The organism is Fusibacter paucivorans, from assembly GCF_018390735.1.
GTDB lineage: Bacteria > Bacillota > Clostridia > Peptostreptococcales > Acidaminobacteraceae > Fusibacter > Fusibacter paucivorans.
Map to the genome: position 1 here is coordinate 1 of NZ_JAHBCL010000006.1, position 17,419 is coordinate 17,419.

13 protein-coding genes and 1 pseudogene are annotated in these 17,419 nt (G+C 43.1%); all 14 read right to left on the reverse strand.

Annotated elements, in window-relative coordinates:
• Positions 1–222, reverse strand: a pseudogene (locus tag KHM83_RS04205) (acetyl-CoA carboxylase biotin carboxyl carrier protein subunit); the annotation flags it as partial.
• Between the two features lie 111 nt (positions 223–333).
• The gene (locus KHM83_RS04210; protein ID WP_213235667.1) at positions 334–750 is read right to left on the reverse strand and encodes an OadG family protein; all 417 of its coding nucleotides are present in this window, start codon (positions 748–750) and stop codon (positions 334–336) included.
• A 19-nt stretch (positions 751–769) separates the two neighbouring features.
• Positions 770–2,302 (reverse strand): acyl-CoA carboxylase subunit beta, encoded by a 1,533-nt coding sequence (locus KHM83_RS04215; protein WP_425513864.1) that lies wholly within the window; start codon positions 2,300–2,302, stop codon positions 770–772.
• 153 nt (positions 2,303–2,455) lie between these two features.
• Positions 2,456–3,217, reverse strand: coding sequence for a malonate transporter subunit MadM (madM, locus tag KHM83_RS04220; RefSeq protein ID WP_246542860.1), 762 nt, complete (start codon positions 3,215–3,217; stop codon positions 2,456–2,458).
• A gap of 17 nt (positions 3,218–3,234) precedes the next feature.
• Positions 3,235–3,606: a malonate transporter subunit MadL gene (gene madL / locus KHM83_RS04225; protein WP_213235669.1), complete on the reverse strand. Its 372-nt coding sequence runs from the start codon at positions 3,604–3,606 to the stop codon at positions 3,235–3,237.
• 15 nt (positions 3,607–3,621) lie between these two features.
• Positions 3,622–4,809 carry a CaiB/BaiF CoA transferase family protein gene (locus KHM83_RS04230; RefSeq protein ID WP_213235670.1) on the reverse strand — a complete coding sequence of 396 codons (1,188 nt, stop codon included), beginning with the start codon at positions 4,807–4,809 and terminating at the stop codon, positions 3,622–3,624.
• A 255-nt stretch (positions 4,810–5,064) separates the two neighbouring features.
• A complete protein-coding gene (locus tag KHM83_RS04235; RefSeq protein ID WP_213235671.1) occupies positions 5,065–6,390 on the reverse strand; it encodes a sigma-54-dependent transcriptional regulator in 1,326 nt (441 codons plus the stop codon).
• A complete protein-coding gene (locus KHM83_RS04240; RefSeq protein ID WP_213235672.1) occupies positions 6,368–8,506 on the reverse strand; it encodes a PAS domain-containing sensor histidine kinase in 2,139 nt (712 codons plus the stop codon). Before KHM83_RS04240 ends, KHM83_RS04235 begins: the two co-directional genes overlap by 23 nt.
• A 243-nt stretch (positions 8,507–8,749) precedes the next feature.
• Positions 8,750–10,801: a putative bifunctional diguanylate cyclase/phosphodiesterase gene (locus tag KHM83_RS04245; protein WP_213235673.1), complete on the reverse strand. Its 2,052-nt coding sequence runs from the start codon at positions 10,799–10,801 to the stop codon at positions 8,750–8,752.
• Between the two features lie 36 nt (positions 10,802–10,837).
• Positions 10,838–11,791, reverse strand: a complete 954-nt coding sequence (locus tag KHM83_RS04250) for a hypothetical protein (RefSeq protein ID WP_213235674.1) — start codon at positions 11,789–11,791, stop codon at positions 10,838–10,840.
• A gap of 264 nt (positions 11,792–12,055) precedes the next feature.
• The gene (locus tag KHM83_RS04255) at positions 12,056–14,134 is read right to left on the reverse strand and encodes a methyl-accepting chemotaxis protein (RefSeq protein ID WP_213235675.1); all 2,079 of its coding nucleotides are present in this window, start codon (positions 14,132–14,134) and stop codon (positions 12,056–12,058) included.
• A 364-nt stretch (positions 14,135–14,498) separates the two neighbouring features.
• Complete coding sequence (locus KHM83_RS04260; RefSeq protein WP_213235676.1) at positions 14,499–16,013, reverse strand: methyl-accepting chemotaxis protein; 1,515 nt, start codon at positions 16,011–16,013, stop codon at positions 14,499–14,501.
• A gap of 316 nt (positions 16,014–16,329) precedes the next feature.
• Positions 16,330–16,590 (reverse strand): SemiSWEET transporter, encoded by a 261-nt coding sequence (locus KHM83_RS04265; RefSeq protein ID WP_213235677.1) that lies wholly within the window; start codon positions 16,588–16,590, stop codon positions 16,330–16,332.
• A 104-nt stretch (positions 16,591–16,694) separates the two neighbouring features.
• A complete protein-coding gene (locus KHM83_RS04270) occupies positions 16,695–17,375 on the reverse strand; it encodes a HesA/MoeB/ThiF family protein (RefSeq protein WP_213235678.1) in 681 nt (226 codons plus the stop codon).
• Between the last annotated feature and the right edge of the window lie 44 nt (positions 17,376–17,419).

A 17,419-nucleotide genomic window follows, 5' to 3' on the forward strand; every position in this document is an offset into this window, starting at 1 on the left:
CGTACCGGGCATTGGTGCCGATACGCCTTCTTCGCCTGCTGACGGCGCTGCTGCTGGTGCCGCTTTTGGTGCTGGCGCTGCTTTTGCTGCCGGTGCCGCTTTTGGCGCTGGTGCTGCTTTTTCTGCCGGCGCCGCCGCTCTTGGCGCGCTTTGTACTGATCCCATTTCCTCTACTTCTACTTCATAGCTTACGCCATTGACCGTTATATTATACTTTTTCATGTGATTCTTTCCTCCATTATTTTACATGTGCCGAATCGCCTGAGCGAATGGTACACTCATTGATACGAAACGCTTCAATGCCGCATCATTCCCTTTAGCACATAATGCTGTTTACAGACGCGATTGCATAATGTCGCTGCGTCCCTTTTGTCCCCAAACCGGTGTACCGTCACCCGTTCTGCGAATACTCGTTACCACAATGTTGTGCATGGATGTCTGCATGCTCGCCGCAATCGCCGCACTGATGACGGCGATGAGTTCACCCGGATCTTCTTCGGCTGTTTCAACAACTGCCGGTGCAGGTGTTGAAGCGGCTGCTTTTGGTGCAGGCATGACGGCTGGCTGTGACTTTTTCTCAATGCTTTGAACAACCTTTGAGAGTAGTGCTGTCATCGCCCAGATGAGCACAAGGGCAGTAAAGGTTATACCCATCCCAAGGAGAATGACGTACATGGTCGCAGCTAGGCGCTCGCCGAGTGTCATCTGAACAAAGGTGTCCGCATGCTTAAAGTTTTCCAGTAATTGCATTTCTTCACCTCAATTTCTTTTACAGCGGTATGTTGCCGTGTTTCTTCGCTGGTCTCGCTTCCCTTTTCGATGCTAACATGTCAAAGGCGTCCGCCAGTCTCGGTCTCGTTGCCGCAGGTTCGATGACATCGTCTACGAAGCCGCGTTCTGCCGCTTTGTATGGTGTTGCAAATTCGTCTGTGTATGCTTTAATGACGCGCTCACGCGTCGCTTTTGGATCATCGGATTCTTTAATTTCATTTCTAAAAACAATATTCGCTGCACCCTGCGGCCCCATAACGGCAATTTCTGCCGTCGGCCACGCCAGTAGGATATCTGCACCGAGGTGTCGGGAACCCATTGCAATATACGCACCGCCGTAAGCCTTGCGAACGATCAGCGTTACCATTGGCACCGTTGCCTCTGAATACGCATAGAGCATCTTCGCACCATGGCGAATAATGCCGCCGTATTCTTGCTGCGTGCCCGGTAAAAATCCCGGTGTATCCACAATGGTTAAGATCGGAATATTAAACGCATCACACGTTCTGATAAAACGTGCCGCCTTGTCTGAAGCACTAATATCCAAACAGCCTGCCAAATACTTAGGTTGGTTGGCGATGATTCCCACTGTTTTACCGTCTATTCTTGCAAAACATGTGACAATATTCTTGCCAAAATGCGACATGTATTCATAATAATCTCCATCGTCCACAATGGTTCGAATGATGTCATACATATCGTATGGTTTGTTAGGATTATCCGGCATCATTTCATTCAACCATGGCGCCGTCTCGTTGACATCTTGCGCTGAAGCGTATTCGGGCGCCGTCTCCATGTTATTGGATGGCAGGAAGCTTAACAGCCTTCTGATTTCAGCGATACACGCTTCATCGTCAGCGGCAATAAACTGCGCCACACCGCTGACGCTGTTATGCGTCATGGCGCCGCCAAGTGCTTCTGCGGTCACCTCTTCACCTGTTACGGTTTTAATGACCTGCGGTCCTGTGATAAACATTTGCGAGGTTTGATCCACCATAAAGATGAAATCTGTCAGCGCAGGTGAATACACTGCACCGCCGGCACAAGGCCCCATAATCGCCGTAATTTGAGGAATAACACCTGAACCAATGGTATTGCGGTAAAAGATATCACCATACCCTTTCAGCGCATCGATACCTTCCTGAATTCTGGCACCACCAGAATCGTTAATGCCCACTACCGGTGCACCGACCTTTAGCGCATTATCCAACACCTTGCAGATTTTGGCCGCGTGCATTTCGCCCAGCGATCCACCGATCACCGTAAAATCCTGGGAGTAAGCATAAACCAATCTGCCGTCTACTTTTCCGTAGCCTGTGACGACGCCTTCGCCGGCACCTTCTACTTTCTCCATGCCAAAGTTGGTACAGCGATGCTTCACATAGGCATCCAGCTCGACAAATGTCCCTGCATCAAAAAGCAGGGACAACCGTTCACGTGAACTCAGTTTCCCCTTCGCATGCTGCTTGGCAATGGCTTTTTCACCGCCGCCTGCCAGCACTTTCGCCTTACGACTTTCAAGTTCTTTCATTTTTTCACTCAATTTTTCTTCCTCCGCATTGTTCATTAAATCTTCAATGCAATAGCGAGATTTACAATCCCGCTATTTTAAACATTGTCTTTTTGCACAAATGCCGAGGCAAAGATTGGCTAATGTCAATCCTCGCCCCGGTTCCTTTATGCATTATAAAAACATTTTAACAATCATATAGCCAATCGACGGGCAAATCAAGCTGCCCAATCCCGTGTAAAATGTCGCCGTCATTGCACCATAAGGTACGAGCTTTGAATCAGTTGCCGCAAGACCGCCGGCTACGCCGCTGGTTGTACCAATTAACCCGCCGTATACCATTGCAGTCGTCGGATTATCAAGTTTAATCGACTTTGCAATAAGTGGGGTGATAATCATGGTAACAACTGATTTGACAACCCCGGCGGCAATTGATAGCGCCACCACCTCTGAACTGGCACCAAGTGCCGTCCCAGTAACTGGTCCAACAATAAATGTAACTGTTCCGGCACCAATTGTCGCTGCGTCAACCGCGTTGTTATAGCCAAGGGCTACAGCAATGATAACGCCTACAAAGAACGAGAATGCAACGCCGATCAACAATGAAACAACACCAGGTAATCCAGCTTTTTTAAGATTTTCGAGCTTAACGCCAAATGCTGTCGAGACGATTGCGTAATCTCTAAGCATCGAACCTCCCAAAAGTGCAAACCCGGAAAAGTAAGTGACATCGGAGATGCCCTTAGCACCACCTGTCGTTTTGCCGGCAACAAACGCCAGCGCTAATGATATTACAATTGCGATAGCGGATCCCATACGCTTTTGACCAATGAGATTCGCAAACCAGTAAGAAAATGCCATGATAATTGCAACGGCGCCAATGGCACCGACCAAAGGAAATTTTGAAAACAGCGTCGTAATAATTTCACCAATCATGTAAATGCCCCCCTTTATTATTCTATTGTCTCGTCTTTGTCGAGTTTACCGATTAACGGTACCAGCAGCATTGAACCAATCGTCGCAATACCGCCTGCTAAAAAAGCAACGGCACCGCCACTAAATGCGGCAACCACGTTTTGGATACCGGCCATGGCCACAACAATAGGAATATAGAGTGCACTTAACAACAAAATTCCATTCTGAGTACGCTCAGACCAACCACCTTTTTTTGTCTCGTAATAGTTGCTGAGCAATACCAACAATAACATGGCGAAGCCAACGCCGCCCACGTTACCGGAAACACCCAATAGTTTACCGATAAAGTAGCCGGCAAATGAGCCAATGTACATACAAAATGCAACAATACCTAAACCGTAAATTTCCATAATACCCCTCCTAAATTAGAAGATTCCTTCTGCTACCAGTGCATCGATTTCCTCTTGCGTTTTGCCGAGAAGCGATTTTAATATCTCTGTAGTGTCTTCTCCGAGGATTGGTGCTGCTTTACGCACGGCGCCTTGTGTTTCGCTCATCTTAATTGGAACACCTGGTATGTGTGTCACGCCTGCGATCTTATGTTCTATCTCTACGATCATATCGCGTGAAGTCACTTGTTCGTCCTTTGTGAGCATTTCAATGTTATTAATCGGACCGCATGGAACGCCCGCATCTGTTAACCGTTTGTACCACGTTGCCGTAGACTCAGATGCCATTTTTTCCGCGATCATTGGCCGAAGCGTCTCATAGTTTTCAAGACGTTTTGGATTGGTGATAAATCTTTCATCTTCAATGAGTTCTTGAATACCTAATTCTGTACAGAATTTTTTCCATAAACCATCGTTCCCGACTGCCACCATAATTTCGCCATCGCTTGTGTCAAATGGCTCAAAAGGCACAATGGAAGCATGCTTATTGCCGGCGGGTTTTGGTGATTTACCAGTGGCAAAGTAACGTGCCATCGCATTTTCTAAAATTGCCACCTGGCAATCCAGCATTGCCACATCTACTTTTTGGCCTTTGCCGGTGACATTTCTGTAATTAACAGCTGCCAGCACGCCAATGGCTGTAAAGAGTCCCGCCGTAATATCGCCGATTGACGGTCCAACGCGCGTCGGTTTGCCGCCAACTTGACCTGTGATACTCATAATGCCGCCCATTGCCTGTACAACGCCGTCATACGCAGGTCTTGTACTGTACGGTCCCGTATGACCAAAGCCAGAACTTGCCGCATAAATCAAGCTTGGATTGATCTCCTTCAGAACATCATAACCTAACCCCAATTTTTCCATCGTTCCGGGTCTAAAGTTTTCGACGACAACGTCGAACTGTTGAATAAGTTCTAAAAATAACGCTTTCCCGGATGGACTTTTTAAATTGAGCGTCATGCTGCGCTTATTTCGGTTAATGCTCATGAAATAGGCACTCTCACCATTGACATAAGGCCCAAATTGTCTTGAATCATCCCCTTTGACAGGTGCTTCAATCTTGATGACATCGGCCCCAAGGTCTGCAAGAACCATCGTACAGTACGGCCCAGCTAAAACTCTTGTCATATCGAGCACTTTCAGACCGCTTAGTGATAAATCCATTTGAAAACCTCCTTTACCTTTTATTAAAACCTTTGCAATATACTATATTTGCAAAAGTGATGCCAAATTGAAAATCCCTTCATTTCAACGATTCAGGACGCTGTTTCGCAAAAAAAGTGGTAAGAAAGTTACCGATCCGGTAACTTTCTTACCACTTTAACAAAAGGTCATCACCAATGTTATAGATAGAAAATAAACAATTATTACATTTCGACATTGAAGGATGCGTTAAAAAACATTTTAAGATTTTATCACTTACGGACGACTGTCAATACCGTATTTATCAATTTTACGTCGCAATGTCAGCCTCGATATCCCCAGCGCTTCAGCCGCTTTGGTAATATTCCACTGATGTTTGGAGAGTGCTCTCAGCACCACTTCCTGCTCCGCCTGCTCAAGATGCGACAGCTCATTTCGACTGCTAATCGCTTCTTCATTGATGAGTTCATAAGGAAGTTCTTCCAACGAAAGGGTTTCACTATCGCTTAAGATCATCAGTCGTTCAATGATATTTTTCAGTTCTCGTATATTGCCCGGCCAGTTGTAACGTTCAAAGAGATGCATCATTTCCTCTGGAATGGATACAACACTTTTCCCTAACAAATCGTTATAATTTCTAACAAAGTACTGCACGAGTTTTGGAATATCCTCACGACGTTCACGAAGCGGCGGAATTTCGATAGGAATGATATTTAGACGATAATAAAGGTCCTTACGAAAACGCGCTCGTTCAATTTCCTGCAATAGATTTTTATTAGTCGCTGCCACGACAAGGGCATTAAAAGGAATCTCAACGTTGCCGCCAATGCGTCTAAAGACGCGTTCCTGTAGCACGCGAAGCAACTTTGCCTGCAAATCAAGATCCATATCGCCAATTTCATCTAAAAACAAAATCCCATCTTTTGCAAGTTCAAAGAGCCCCGTTCGCGTATGCTTTGCATCGGAAAAAGCCCCCTGTTCATGCCCAAATAGCTCACTCTCTTGCAAATGCTTTGGAATCGCAGCACAGTTAATGGCAATATAGGGTCTGTCAGCAGAAAATTTTCTATGAATTTGCTTTGCAACGCGTTCTTTACCCGTACCGCTCTCACCAGTAATCAGAACGCATGTAAAAAACTGTACCCGCGTTACTTTTTCAATTTTTGTCTTTATTTGTTCCATCGCCAGAGATTCGCCGATAATTGCTTCCGCTTCCGCATTACTTTGCAGTCTTTGCCGATCCTTGAGATAGGCGTCCATCTGTTTGAGTGAAGACAGCATTTCTTCAATGGAAAACGGTTTTGTATAATAATCATATGCCCCCAGTTTCATCGCTTCCACAGCCAGTTTAACTTCACTGAGATGCGTCATCATAATAACCGTACAAGCCCGGTCAATCTGCTTGATTTGGCGCAAAACTTCAATGCCGTCAATATCCGGAAGATTAATATCCAAAATAACCAAATCAATGGTCTGATTTCGAACATTTTGAATGGCCGTCATACCGTTTTCGGCACTAAGCACTTCCACTGATAAGCTCTTTAAGGCCATCGTCAGTGATAAGCGAATGCTCTTTTCGTCATCTACTACCATTATGGTCATAATACAAAGACTCCTTCTTAAAAACAATTTTAAAACGCGTTCCATTGCCGAGTGATGACGTTACCGTCAATTGACAGCCATTCTCTTTTAAAGCATTGTAGGCAATAAACAGGCCGAGACCTGTACCGTCTTTTTTCGTGGTATAGAACGGGTGAAAGAGTTTGGACTTCGTCTCTTCAGACATGCCCTTGCCATCGTCTCCAATTTCTAGTGTTACTGTCTTTTCCTGGACTGACAGGACGATTTCAATGGTACCGCTTCCCTCCGTTGCTTGAATGGCATTTTTGATAATATTGATAATCGCCTGTTTAATGCTCCTCGATTCAATATTGACAACCACTGGTGCATCCGGCAGTGTTTTCACCAACTGCAACGCCTCTTCAGAGAATTCGCCTTTAAAGAGCTCTATACAGCTCTTGACCGTTTTCACGAGATCCTTTGGCTTTCGTTCGACATCACCGCTTCTGACAAAATCCAAGAAATTAATGACGAGAATATTGAGATCATTGACTTCTTCACTTAAAAGCGCTAAGACATCTTCCTGCGATTCCCCAGACAATTCCGGCTTTTTGAGAAGTTCAATCAATGTCGACATCCCTGCCAGCGGATTACCGATATCGTGAATAATCGATGCAGACAATTCACCGAGTGTATGAATGCGGTCTTCCTTTTTTAATTCATTTTCAATCGCCTTGATTCGCGTAATGTCTCTAAACTGTAAAACGGTCCCAATATTGTTGCCATTTCGATCTGTAACACGTGAACAGGAATAACTAATGGTGAGGAAATTACCGGCACGATCTTTTAATGTCGTCTCGACATCATTGATCACGGCATCACATTCAATGACCTTTTTAATTGCCGCAACGATATCGAGTTCCAGCATATTGAGCAATTCAAAAAAGTCATTGCGAACGACTTCCAATTCAGGAATACCTGTAATTTTCTTTGCCTGATCGTTCATCATCGTAATCACATGCTTGGAATCAGCAACGATAATGCCGCTGTGAACACTCGCCAAAATATTGTTGAGGTACTGTTGAATACGGTTTTCCCTTAAAATAGCACTTTCGAGTTCATCAATATTTTGACTGAGTTGGCTGCCCATTTCACTAAATGCATGACTGAGCTCCGCTATCTCGCTGTTCGGATCTTCCAGCGGCGCCACGGCAATCTGCTCTTTTTTGGTAAGTGCACTTGGCAAACCGCGAACATACTGCACCAACTGTTCAATTGGTGCAGTTATCCAATTGGCAATGACAAATCCCAGCAGCAACGCAAAGAAAATTACGATGATCTGAATGAGAATCATCTGTTTTAATGTATCATATATCTCACGGTTAACCGTAATTTCATCCTGCTCGACAACGACCATCCAGTCACTGCCTTCAACAAAAGTCACAGCCGCATAATAATTGTGTCCATTGGCAACGTATCTTAGATTTTCATTGATCCCACGCTTAAGAACTTCATCAATAGTCATACCGTTGCTAACTTGTTCAATACCCAATGTATCAATTTTTATCAGCGAATCCGTCATTTTGCAGTCAGGATGAATAAAGAGACTGCCCGACCCGTCGGAAAGCCATATTTTACCGTCAAACTGCATATCAACTCCACTGACGATATCTTCAATGTTGCTAAGTGGAATTCCAGCACCAATCAGTCCCGTGACTTCACTCTTTGAATCACTTACCGGCGCCGCAATAATAAAGTGCGGCTTATTTAAAACACTGCTTACCAACAGTTTGCTGAGTGTATGTGTTTTTTCATCTCCGAAAATATCCCAATAATAATCTCTGTCCGTGTAGAGGCGTCCCTGTACATTTTCGTTCGAAGGTTTGGAAAAGACCATCTGCGCATCGCGATTCATAAAAAAGATTAAATCAAAATAGTCAAAATTATCATAAATTCTAAAGATTTCTTCTTTTATTTTATTTAAATCACCATGACTCTGTGTCGAAAAGTTAGCAGATGTAATGACGGTATCCGTTGCATTTTCAAGGTAAAGACTCAACTCATCGGAAACCATTTCCGAAATAATGAGGTTTTTACGGGCAATGCTCTCTTCAAACTTTAGTCGAAAGATAAATAGAAAAATAACGCCCGTAACCATGACACACATCAGGGCAAAAAGTGAAATCAAAAATGGAATTCTGAATTTTATACTATTGCGCTTCAGTTTTATCACCTCTTCTTTGTACTGAGATTTTATCCTATTCAGTGCATTTTGTAAATCGCTGCCCCTATCGCACTTCAAATACTGTAAGACAGCAAAACAAAAGCACGCTTTTCGTATAACCTCATGGTATCCGAAATCAGCGTGCTCGTCTATTAGGTAAGAAAATATTTTGGTCTGTTATACGATCGGCGTTTTTCGATAATCAAGCTGTGGTTCAAGATTTATCAGTTCTTCTATCGGCGCTGGCTTCGCCATGAGAAATCCCTGACCAAAGTCACAACCCATACGGCACAGCTGCTGGTACTGACATTCGTCTTCAATGCCTTCAGCCACCGACTTCAACCCCAGCGCGCGACTCATCTGAATAATGTGTTCAACGACGATGGCATGTGCCGTTTCATCAACAATTTGATCAATATACGATTTGTCAATCTTTAATAGGTCAAAAGGCATCTTTACTAAATAGTTCAGCGACGAAAAGCGCGTGCCGAAATCATCAAGTGATATCCTAAAGCCCATTTGTTTTAAACGCATCACAGCCGTTTTTGCTTTATCAAAATCGTCGATAAATGAGTACTCTGTAATCTCGAAAGCGATTCGCGAAGGCTCTATACCGTATTTTGCCACCTCGTCTTCAAGGAATTCTATCAGCTTTTCAGATTTAAAAGTTTGCACCGATAAATTGATTGCTACTGTGTACGGCAAGACTTTTGTTTTCATTTTGGCGACGAACTGAAAGACATTGTCAATCACCCATTCGTCAATTTCTAAAATATGACCTGTCCGTTCAGCGACATTGATAAAATCCTGCGTCGATATTTCGAGTGGATTGTCCTGCCATCTAAGCAGTACTTCAACGGTTACCACCTTACCGGCCCTCATATCGTAAATCGGTTGGTAATAGAGTTTAAAAGCCGATCGCTTCAACGCTTCGACGATAGCATTTTCTATGGTAATTAAACGTTCTACCTCATATTGTAAAGCTACTTCATAATTTACATTCAGACCTTTCCCAAGCGATTTGGCCTTGTATAGCGCCATATCAATCGTCATTAACAGCGCCTGCGCATCTTCGCCATCCTCAGGAAAGGCAGTTGTACCAATACTGATACTTGGCTGATAGACCACATCTTCCAATAACCATTCGCGCTGCGTCAGCCTGCGAATCGCTTCAACGGTTTTTTCACGATCTGTTTCATCATTCCGGCGTTCAATGATGAGAAATTCATCTTCACACCATCTGAATACTTCCATGTCTTTAAACTGCTGTGTCAGCATCATACCATACTGCTTAAGAAAGAGATTGCCCTTATGATGACCGTGAATATCGTTGAGCATTTTAAAGTCGTCAACGTCCACATAATAGATATAAAATGGCTTTTTCGAACGTGTATACCGCTCAAGTTTTGACTCATACACAACGCGGTTTTGAAGGCCTGTCAAGCCGTCAATATAGGCCATGCTTTGCAGTGCGCGTTCACTCTCGCGCTGCTTTGTAATATCCATGCCAAAAGAAACGACACTGGTCTCATTCGTCATTGGATTCTGAATAATAGCATTATTCCATAACACGATCAGAACACTGCCGTCAGATGCCAGTACTTCATTTTCAACATTCGTAACGCGATAGCCTACCTTCAACCGATCGATCATGTCGACAACAACGGGTTCTGCAGATTCGGGTATTAAAAAATCCATCCAGTTTCGTCCCCGAATGTCTTCGAGTTTATACCCTAGTACCTCAACAAACTGATCATTGACATCCAATATCTCACCACTGAGATTCCAAACGCTGATAATCGCATTACTGCTATTGTATATTTCATCAACATACTTTTTTTGTTCTGTTAAAGCATCGGTTGTCTCATAGAGCGTCGTCAACTTTTGATGCAGTTCTTCTTCCATTGCAATGAGTTCTTCATTATAAGTCGTCAACTGCTGATTACGATCTGAAACATCTGCGTTGAGTTTAAGCACTTTTCGATAATCAAGCTTGATGATGAAGTAGAGACAAACCGACGTTAGCACAACATAAATCCAGCCCTTGTAGGTTTGAATCTCCTGATAGAGTTCTGGATCTTGAACCATCATGGCAAGTAGGCGATCTGAAAACAAAATCCATAAGAAACCGAAGATAAAATAGATTATAACGGATCGGATTGGATTACGTTCGACAACTTTTGGTGACTGCGTCAAATCACTTTCGATTTCTTTTATGCGTTTATCCATTACTGCAACCTTCCTAGTATTATCACTATAGCATTGTTATGGCATATATCGGCCGACACCTTCACCAGTCATCGCATCTATGTATTCAATCCATCGATCAACTTCATCCATTAAAATATCATTTATCAAATTGGGATTCATACGCGCCGGTTTAACATCAATTTTTAAGATTTTATGCTTAAAACGACATTGGTGCTCATAATTCAAATCACAAAACTGCCGCAGCCTCGTGTTAAAACTACCAAGTCTAGCTTCGTCATGGTCGTTGAAAAACAGCAATAGCTGTTCTGGTGCATAATGTGTAAACACCATTTGCTGATCAAGCTGCTGAATAACAAAATTCGAAAAGCTATGGAGCATTTCTCTAATCTGTCCTTCTGATTTTTGCCAGTCTTCGCCCACGGCAATGGAAACGAGATAAACGTCATCTCCAGCTTTATCATCACGGCCTCTAATAAGTGCGGCAACTTGCTCTTTAAAGCGCAATTTGACATCTCCAGCCATCTTCTTGCCTACCATACCAGATAGTTCATTCTCAATACGGCGCTGCATCGAATCCGTCTGATCATTCATCATCAGAATAAAATACTGATGTCTTTCGACATTAACCGGCAGCACTGACAAATCAAACCACTTAATGACATTTGTTCCCTGCGATGAAAATGAATGTTTAATTTTTATATTGCTGACCACGCGCTGTAAGAGGCCGGCACTTAAAATTGTATTCCGAATTTTACAGTTATCACACTGTCTCGTCGTACCGCACACACTCTCTGTTTGTGATACAACGCTGCACTGAAAAAGATTGCCGAATTTTTCTGAGTGCGGTTCATCGCTTATATGTATTAATTGCTTCAGTTGTTCATTGCCATACACGTAATTAAAAGCATCATCCAAAATAACGACGCCTAGCGGCGCAGCCTCTAATAAATGGCTTAACAGCGCCTCTGATTGAGTCTTCTCTAAGGCTCGAAAAATCTTATGTATCATTAAATCACCTCAAACCTTACAATATTGAAAGATATCTTAAGTATACCAAATCAGCCTGCTGTTTTCAACGTTAACAGTATCACGGCAACACTGTCCAATCGTTGTGTATATCGCGTTTACAGCGTGTTAACAAACTGTTTCCACTCTGTCGACTAGCCGCATCGTGAAATAAGTTCTGACTGCGGTTAAAAACGACTAGGACAGCCGATTCACAGGCATTGTCCTAGTCGTTATTTGAGACACTATTGAAGTAAAAATAATGACTTAAATTTTAAATTTTTGTATTAGTGACTGTAAATCCTGCGCCAGTCTTGAAAGATCTTCGCTGGAATTTGCAATTTCCTCTACTGATGAAGTCTGTTCCTGCATTGAAGCAGAAGCTTCTTCAGTCGAAGCCGCATTCTCCTCAGCCACCGCCGACAGTGTTTCAAGCGTTTCAGCAACGACATCTTTACGAGCTGCCATCTCATCATTAATACTGTTGAGTTTAAGCGCTATGGACGTCGATGTCTCCGCTGCACTTGCAATTTCATTGAATTTTGTTTCAGAAGCCTTGACGCTGTCTACTTGAGCACTGACAATATCTCTTATTTCCGTCATCTTCGTCACAGCGGTTTGAGCATCAACCGTAAGTTGCGCAACCATCTGGTCAATAGTCTGTGTCGAATGTCCCGACTGCTCGGCAAGTTTTCTAATTTCATCAGCAACAACGGCAAACCCTCGTCCGTGTTCACCAGCCCTTGCCGCTTCAATCGCTGCATTCAACGCCAACAGATTTGTTTGATCTGCAATAGAAGCGATAAGCTGACTCGCCTCACTAATTCGCGTTGAGCTCTCGTTGGTTTTAATAATGGCATCGTAAGCAATTCCCGTTGCAACACTATTGGATTCTGATGTTTCTATGAGTTCGTCGACGAGCGCCAATCCCTCCTTGACAAGCGTCTGTGTTTTTCCCGATGCATCGCCCAGTACCAATGTTTCATGCTTACTGGTTTCAATATGTTCACCGAGTACAATCAGCTGCTCAGTGCCCTGCATGGTTTGTGCCGCCTGATCAGATGCACCTCTTGCAATTTCTTCAATCGTCTCTGCTACCTCCGTCGCCGCAGAGGATGACTGCTGTGACGTTGCCGTGAGCTGCTCCGAAGAAGCTGCTACCATTTCAGCTGTCTTGAGAATCTCAGACAACAGCGTTTTAAGATTTTTAATCACTTGGTTCAGTGCACTTGCAATATCGCCAATTTCATCCTTGCGTTTAGTATAAGCTTCTGGAATATCATTGGCAATGTTGTAATTGGCAATTTCGTCTGCGTGGATTACGAGTTCGTTAATCGGTTTTGTAATAGATCTGGAAATCAGGATACTGATGACCAATGCAAAGATAATGGCAACTACGGCCAGTGTACCTTGTGTCATCATGAGCCGCTGTGTTCCAGCAAAGACTTCATCGGCATTGACTTCAATAATCAGACCACCGTGCAGTCTGCCGAACTGAACAACAGAGAGTGTCCCCAAAACCTGATTCTCGCCGATATCATTGTAATGTCCTGAGTGACGGTAGGCAATATTGCCATTTAGAATTTCCTGTTTTAACAACTGTACGGCTTCGGTATCAATCGTTGCATTCATCGCCGCATTAGATTGATACTCACCAATTGTCATATCTGTTAAGAGCATGCCTTCTGCATTAATAATATAAGCATTGCCCGTAACGCCAATTTCGTCAACTGCATACTGAACGATATTGTTCAATGCCGTTTGGTCAAACACAATGTTGATGGTTCCAACAATTTTGCCGCCGGTATCTAACTGATAAATCGGCTGGCTATAGAGCATAACATTTTCTTTGACGACATCGGAATAGAAAAGTTCCGACCACTGCGGTGTGCCAGTAAGCGAACTCTTAAGATAGTCTCGCGAAGAAAGGTCTGCGTCCATTAAACTTTCAGCCATTGTATTGGCAACGACAACCGTTCCCTTGGCATCTGTAATAAAGACTTCCGTATAGCCCAACGTATCAATCATTGATTCTACAAAAGTAGTCATCGCTTCTTGTGCTGATTTTAAATCCGCCTCTGTCGCATGGGGATTTTCACTTGCAACCAACATATTCCTCACATTTTCTGTTGTAGATGCAAGCTCAGCATTGGCTTTAATCGATTCAAAGTGATCGTTAAGCTTTTGAATAGCGAGATTGGAAAAAATCGTTGTTTGCTTGTCAACTGCCGTCTCTAGCTCAATACGTGCGTAAATAAAACTTAAGCTCGCCATTATGATTAACGGGAGCAATCCAATTAAGACAGCCATGACAATTAACTTTCGCCCCATTTTGATGTTTTTCATCACTGTACCTCCTGATTGCAGATGTATTTGTTTCCATACCTATATGTTTATTTGATATGTATGCGCAAATCATCAAATGGTGCAGACGTCTTCGCTGTAATCTTTTTAATTTCTTATGTGGTAAATGATTAATGATGTTATTTTATTTAATACCTATTATTCTAAAAAATAATCATTTATTTTTATCACCCTTTCATAAAAATGCTCTTAAATCCTTTCTATTTCAATACTTACACAGGTAGTTTGAATATAAAAAAGGTATTCTTTCATAAGAAAATTAACTTCATGCGAAAGAATACCTTCAACAGCTTATAAACATTGACGTTTACATCCAACGATACAGCGGTTTTATTGGACTGCTCATCTATGCTTTTAAATCAAGTCCAATAACACCAATAATTTTGCCATCTGTGTCTTTGATTGGAAATGATACCGTTTGACATGGTTGTTTGGTAATAGCGGATATATACATGGGCGAATAGTAAATTTCACCTTTGCTGCTGTGTTTAAACCAGTCTCGCACGCTGCCGTTAACAATGCCCGCAGGTGGTATTGAGTGCAAAAACCGACCTTTGATGTCATTGGTCCATATTGCTTCCACTTCACTGTATTGATTGAGTACCCCCTTCAGCAGTCCTTCATGTGCGCCTGCTTCCATGGTCGCCAATCGACGATCGCCAAAGATGGCCTTTTCTATTTTCTGTATCAGCTGCTTCGTTGTATCACTGATGATGACTTCCTGATCACTTTGCTGATCGTAGAAAACATTTTTAAGGTTTTCTGAGGCATCATTCAACCGCTTGCTCATTTCATCCATTTCCGCCATGCCCTCTTTCTGCTTGGCAACTGAATGATAGACGGCATCAACGCTTTCATTGGCATGTGTCATCATTTCTTCAACGTGTTCAATCTTCTCTTTGATCTCGTCTGACTTATCGACCTGATCTTTTGAAAGCCCACTGACACGGTTGATCAACCCGCTGACTTCTTCAAAGGATGCACTGATATTTTTCAAGTTGTGCTCGACTTTAGACGATATGGCAACGCCTTTTTCGACACGTGTCGAGTTTTCATCAACCTGCCTGGTCACACGCTTCACTTCGTCTTGAATCGTATTGATAAGCTTACTGATATCTTTCGCCGCATTATTCGTATCTGTCGACAATTTGCGAATTTGCTCAGCTACGACGCCAAACCCGCGCCCCGCTTCACCAGCTCTAGCCGATTCAATTGTCGCATTAAGGGCTAAGAGCTGTGTTTGTTCAGAAATGCTTTCAACGGTATCCAAGATATAAATAATCTGTTCAGTCGCTTCATGGAGTCTGCCAACATAAGCGATGGTCTCTATAGATGATTCTTGAATATCATTAACCGTTTTAACAATTTCAAGAATTTCCGTAAGACTGCTAAAAATAATTTTTGATGAATCATCGCTCTTTTGTTCCATGTCCTGCGTAATACCCATGACATCGTTCAACATCGCGTTGATCTGATTGACGTGACCAACCATCTCCTTGATATTTTGGGAGACATCATTATTAATTTTAGACATAGATTGCGTCTGATTGAACAAGTGCGTTGTAAATTCATTGTTTTCATCAAGTGTTATACAAAGTTGCTCAGAGATCGCCGACACTTGGCTTGAAGCAACTTGCGCTTCGCCGTTCAGCTGTTCAAGAGCCACTTCAGCTGACACAGCTTCCTCTTTTGCCGTTTCGACGTGTCCATTGCCCATCTTATGGCGAATAATAATCCATATAATGCCCACGAACATAAAAATAATCACTTTTGGCAGCCAAAGTGATTCTGGAAAGAATTTGAAATAGGCAACAGTCAACGCCAGCAGCACAATTTGAAAGGCCATTCCTCCTTTTTTCAACGTAATCCCCCCATTCTTTCTTCTACTTTGCTTGAAACATCTGTTCCTGCAAGCGCCAAATAATGACATACTTCCTGAGCGCCTGCCTCTTTAAATAACGGCGCATCACCATGACAATTGTTGACACTTTGATCATTGTTTCAATTTTCTATCTTTTTAATTGATACTGATTATACCATAATATAAAGACAACGGATACCCTTTGTGTATACAAAAAACGGCACCTGCAAAAGCGCAGCTGCCGCTAAGTAAAATAACATCATCAATCCGCATGTTAATGGATTTCTGAATAAAAACAATATCGCTTTTTAGGCAATCACTTTGATTTCCCCCTGACTTCACGATATTTATAAAACAAGATAACGCTGGCAAAAACAAAGGTAATGACATTGGCTCCCGCAATCGAGACGTCTCTTAGCCAAATGCCGTAAACGGCCCAGAAAAACACACCCGTTGTAAACATTAAGTACATCATAAACGAGATACTTGTCGTGTCTTTCGTCCTTATTACTTGAATCGCCTGCGGCAAAAATGAAATTGTCGTTAAACAAGCTGCAATGACACCTAGATACGCCATACAAACCACCCTTTCCATCACGTCTTTTTCTAAGTTTATTGTAAGCGCATCCACCAATAAATACCAGCAATATTATGTGATTGTTCAACAATATATTATCCACTTTAATCCAGCATTAGCAAATCGTAGCTGTGATTCAGCAAATCTACGTAAAGGACTTGATTTCGTAATAGCTCACCTTTTCCCACGATACATTTAATCGCCTCGGAAACTTGAATCCCCGCAATAATCGCCGGCGTGAACGAAGGATTCCCCAGCTTCGCTTCAACCCCTTGATACGCCGTGTTGGCATAGAGTTTTAAAAGCGTTTCATCACCGGGATAAACAACGGCTATTTGTCCAAACCACCCGCCAATAGCACCGTGTACCATTGGCACTTGACATGCTGCACACGCTTCACCAAGCGCCAACCGCGCCGGTATGCGATCCAGTGCATCGACGACGAGATCATGTCCCTTAACCAGCGATTTTGCGTTGGCCGCTTCTAAAAAGACTGCTTCTGTCTGAATGGACACTTCGCTGTTGATCGCTTCAATGCGCCGTTTAGCCGCCTCTACTTTCTGCATGCCGACATTTGCTTCTTCTGATAAGAGCTGACGATTCAAGTTGGTTACATCAAAGCAGTCACCGTCAATCACAGTGAGGTGACCCACGCCAATCCGTGCAAGCATTTCAATAATATAACCACCCAAGCCGCCACACCCAACAACGCAAATTCGCTTTGTCTTCAAGGCTGCCTGATCTGCCTCTGTCAACATTTCGTGATTGCGATCATAGCGGTTCATCGTCCTTCACCATCCCCTTTTAGCATTTATAAAAGTCAGCGCAA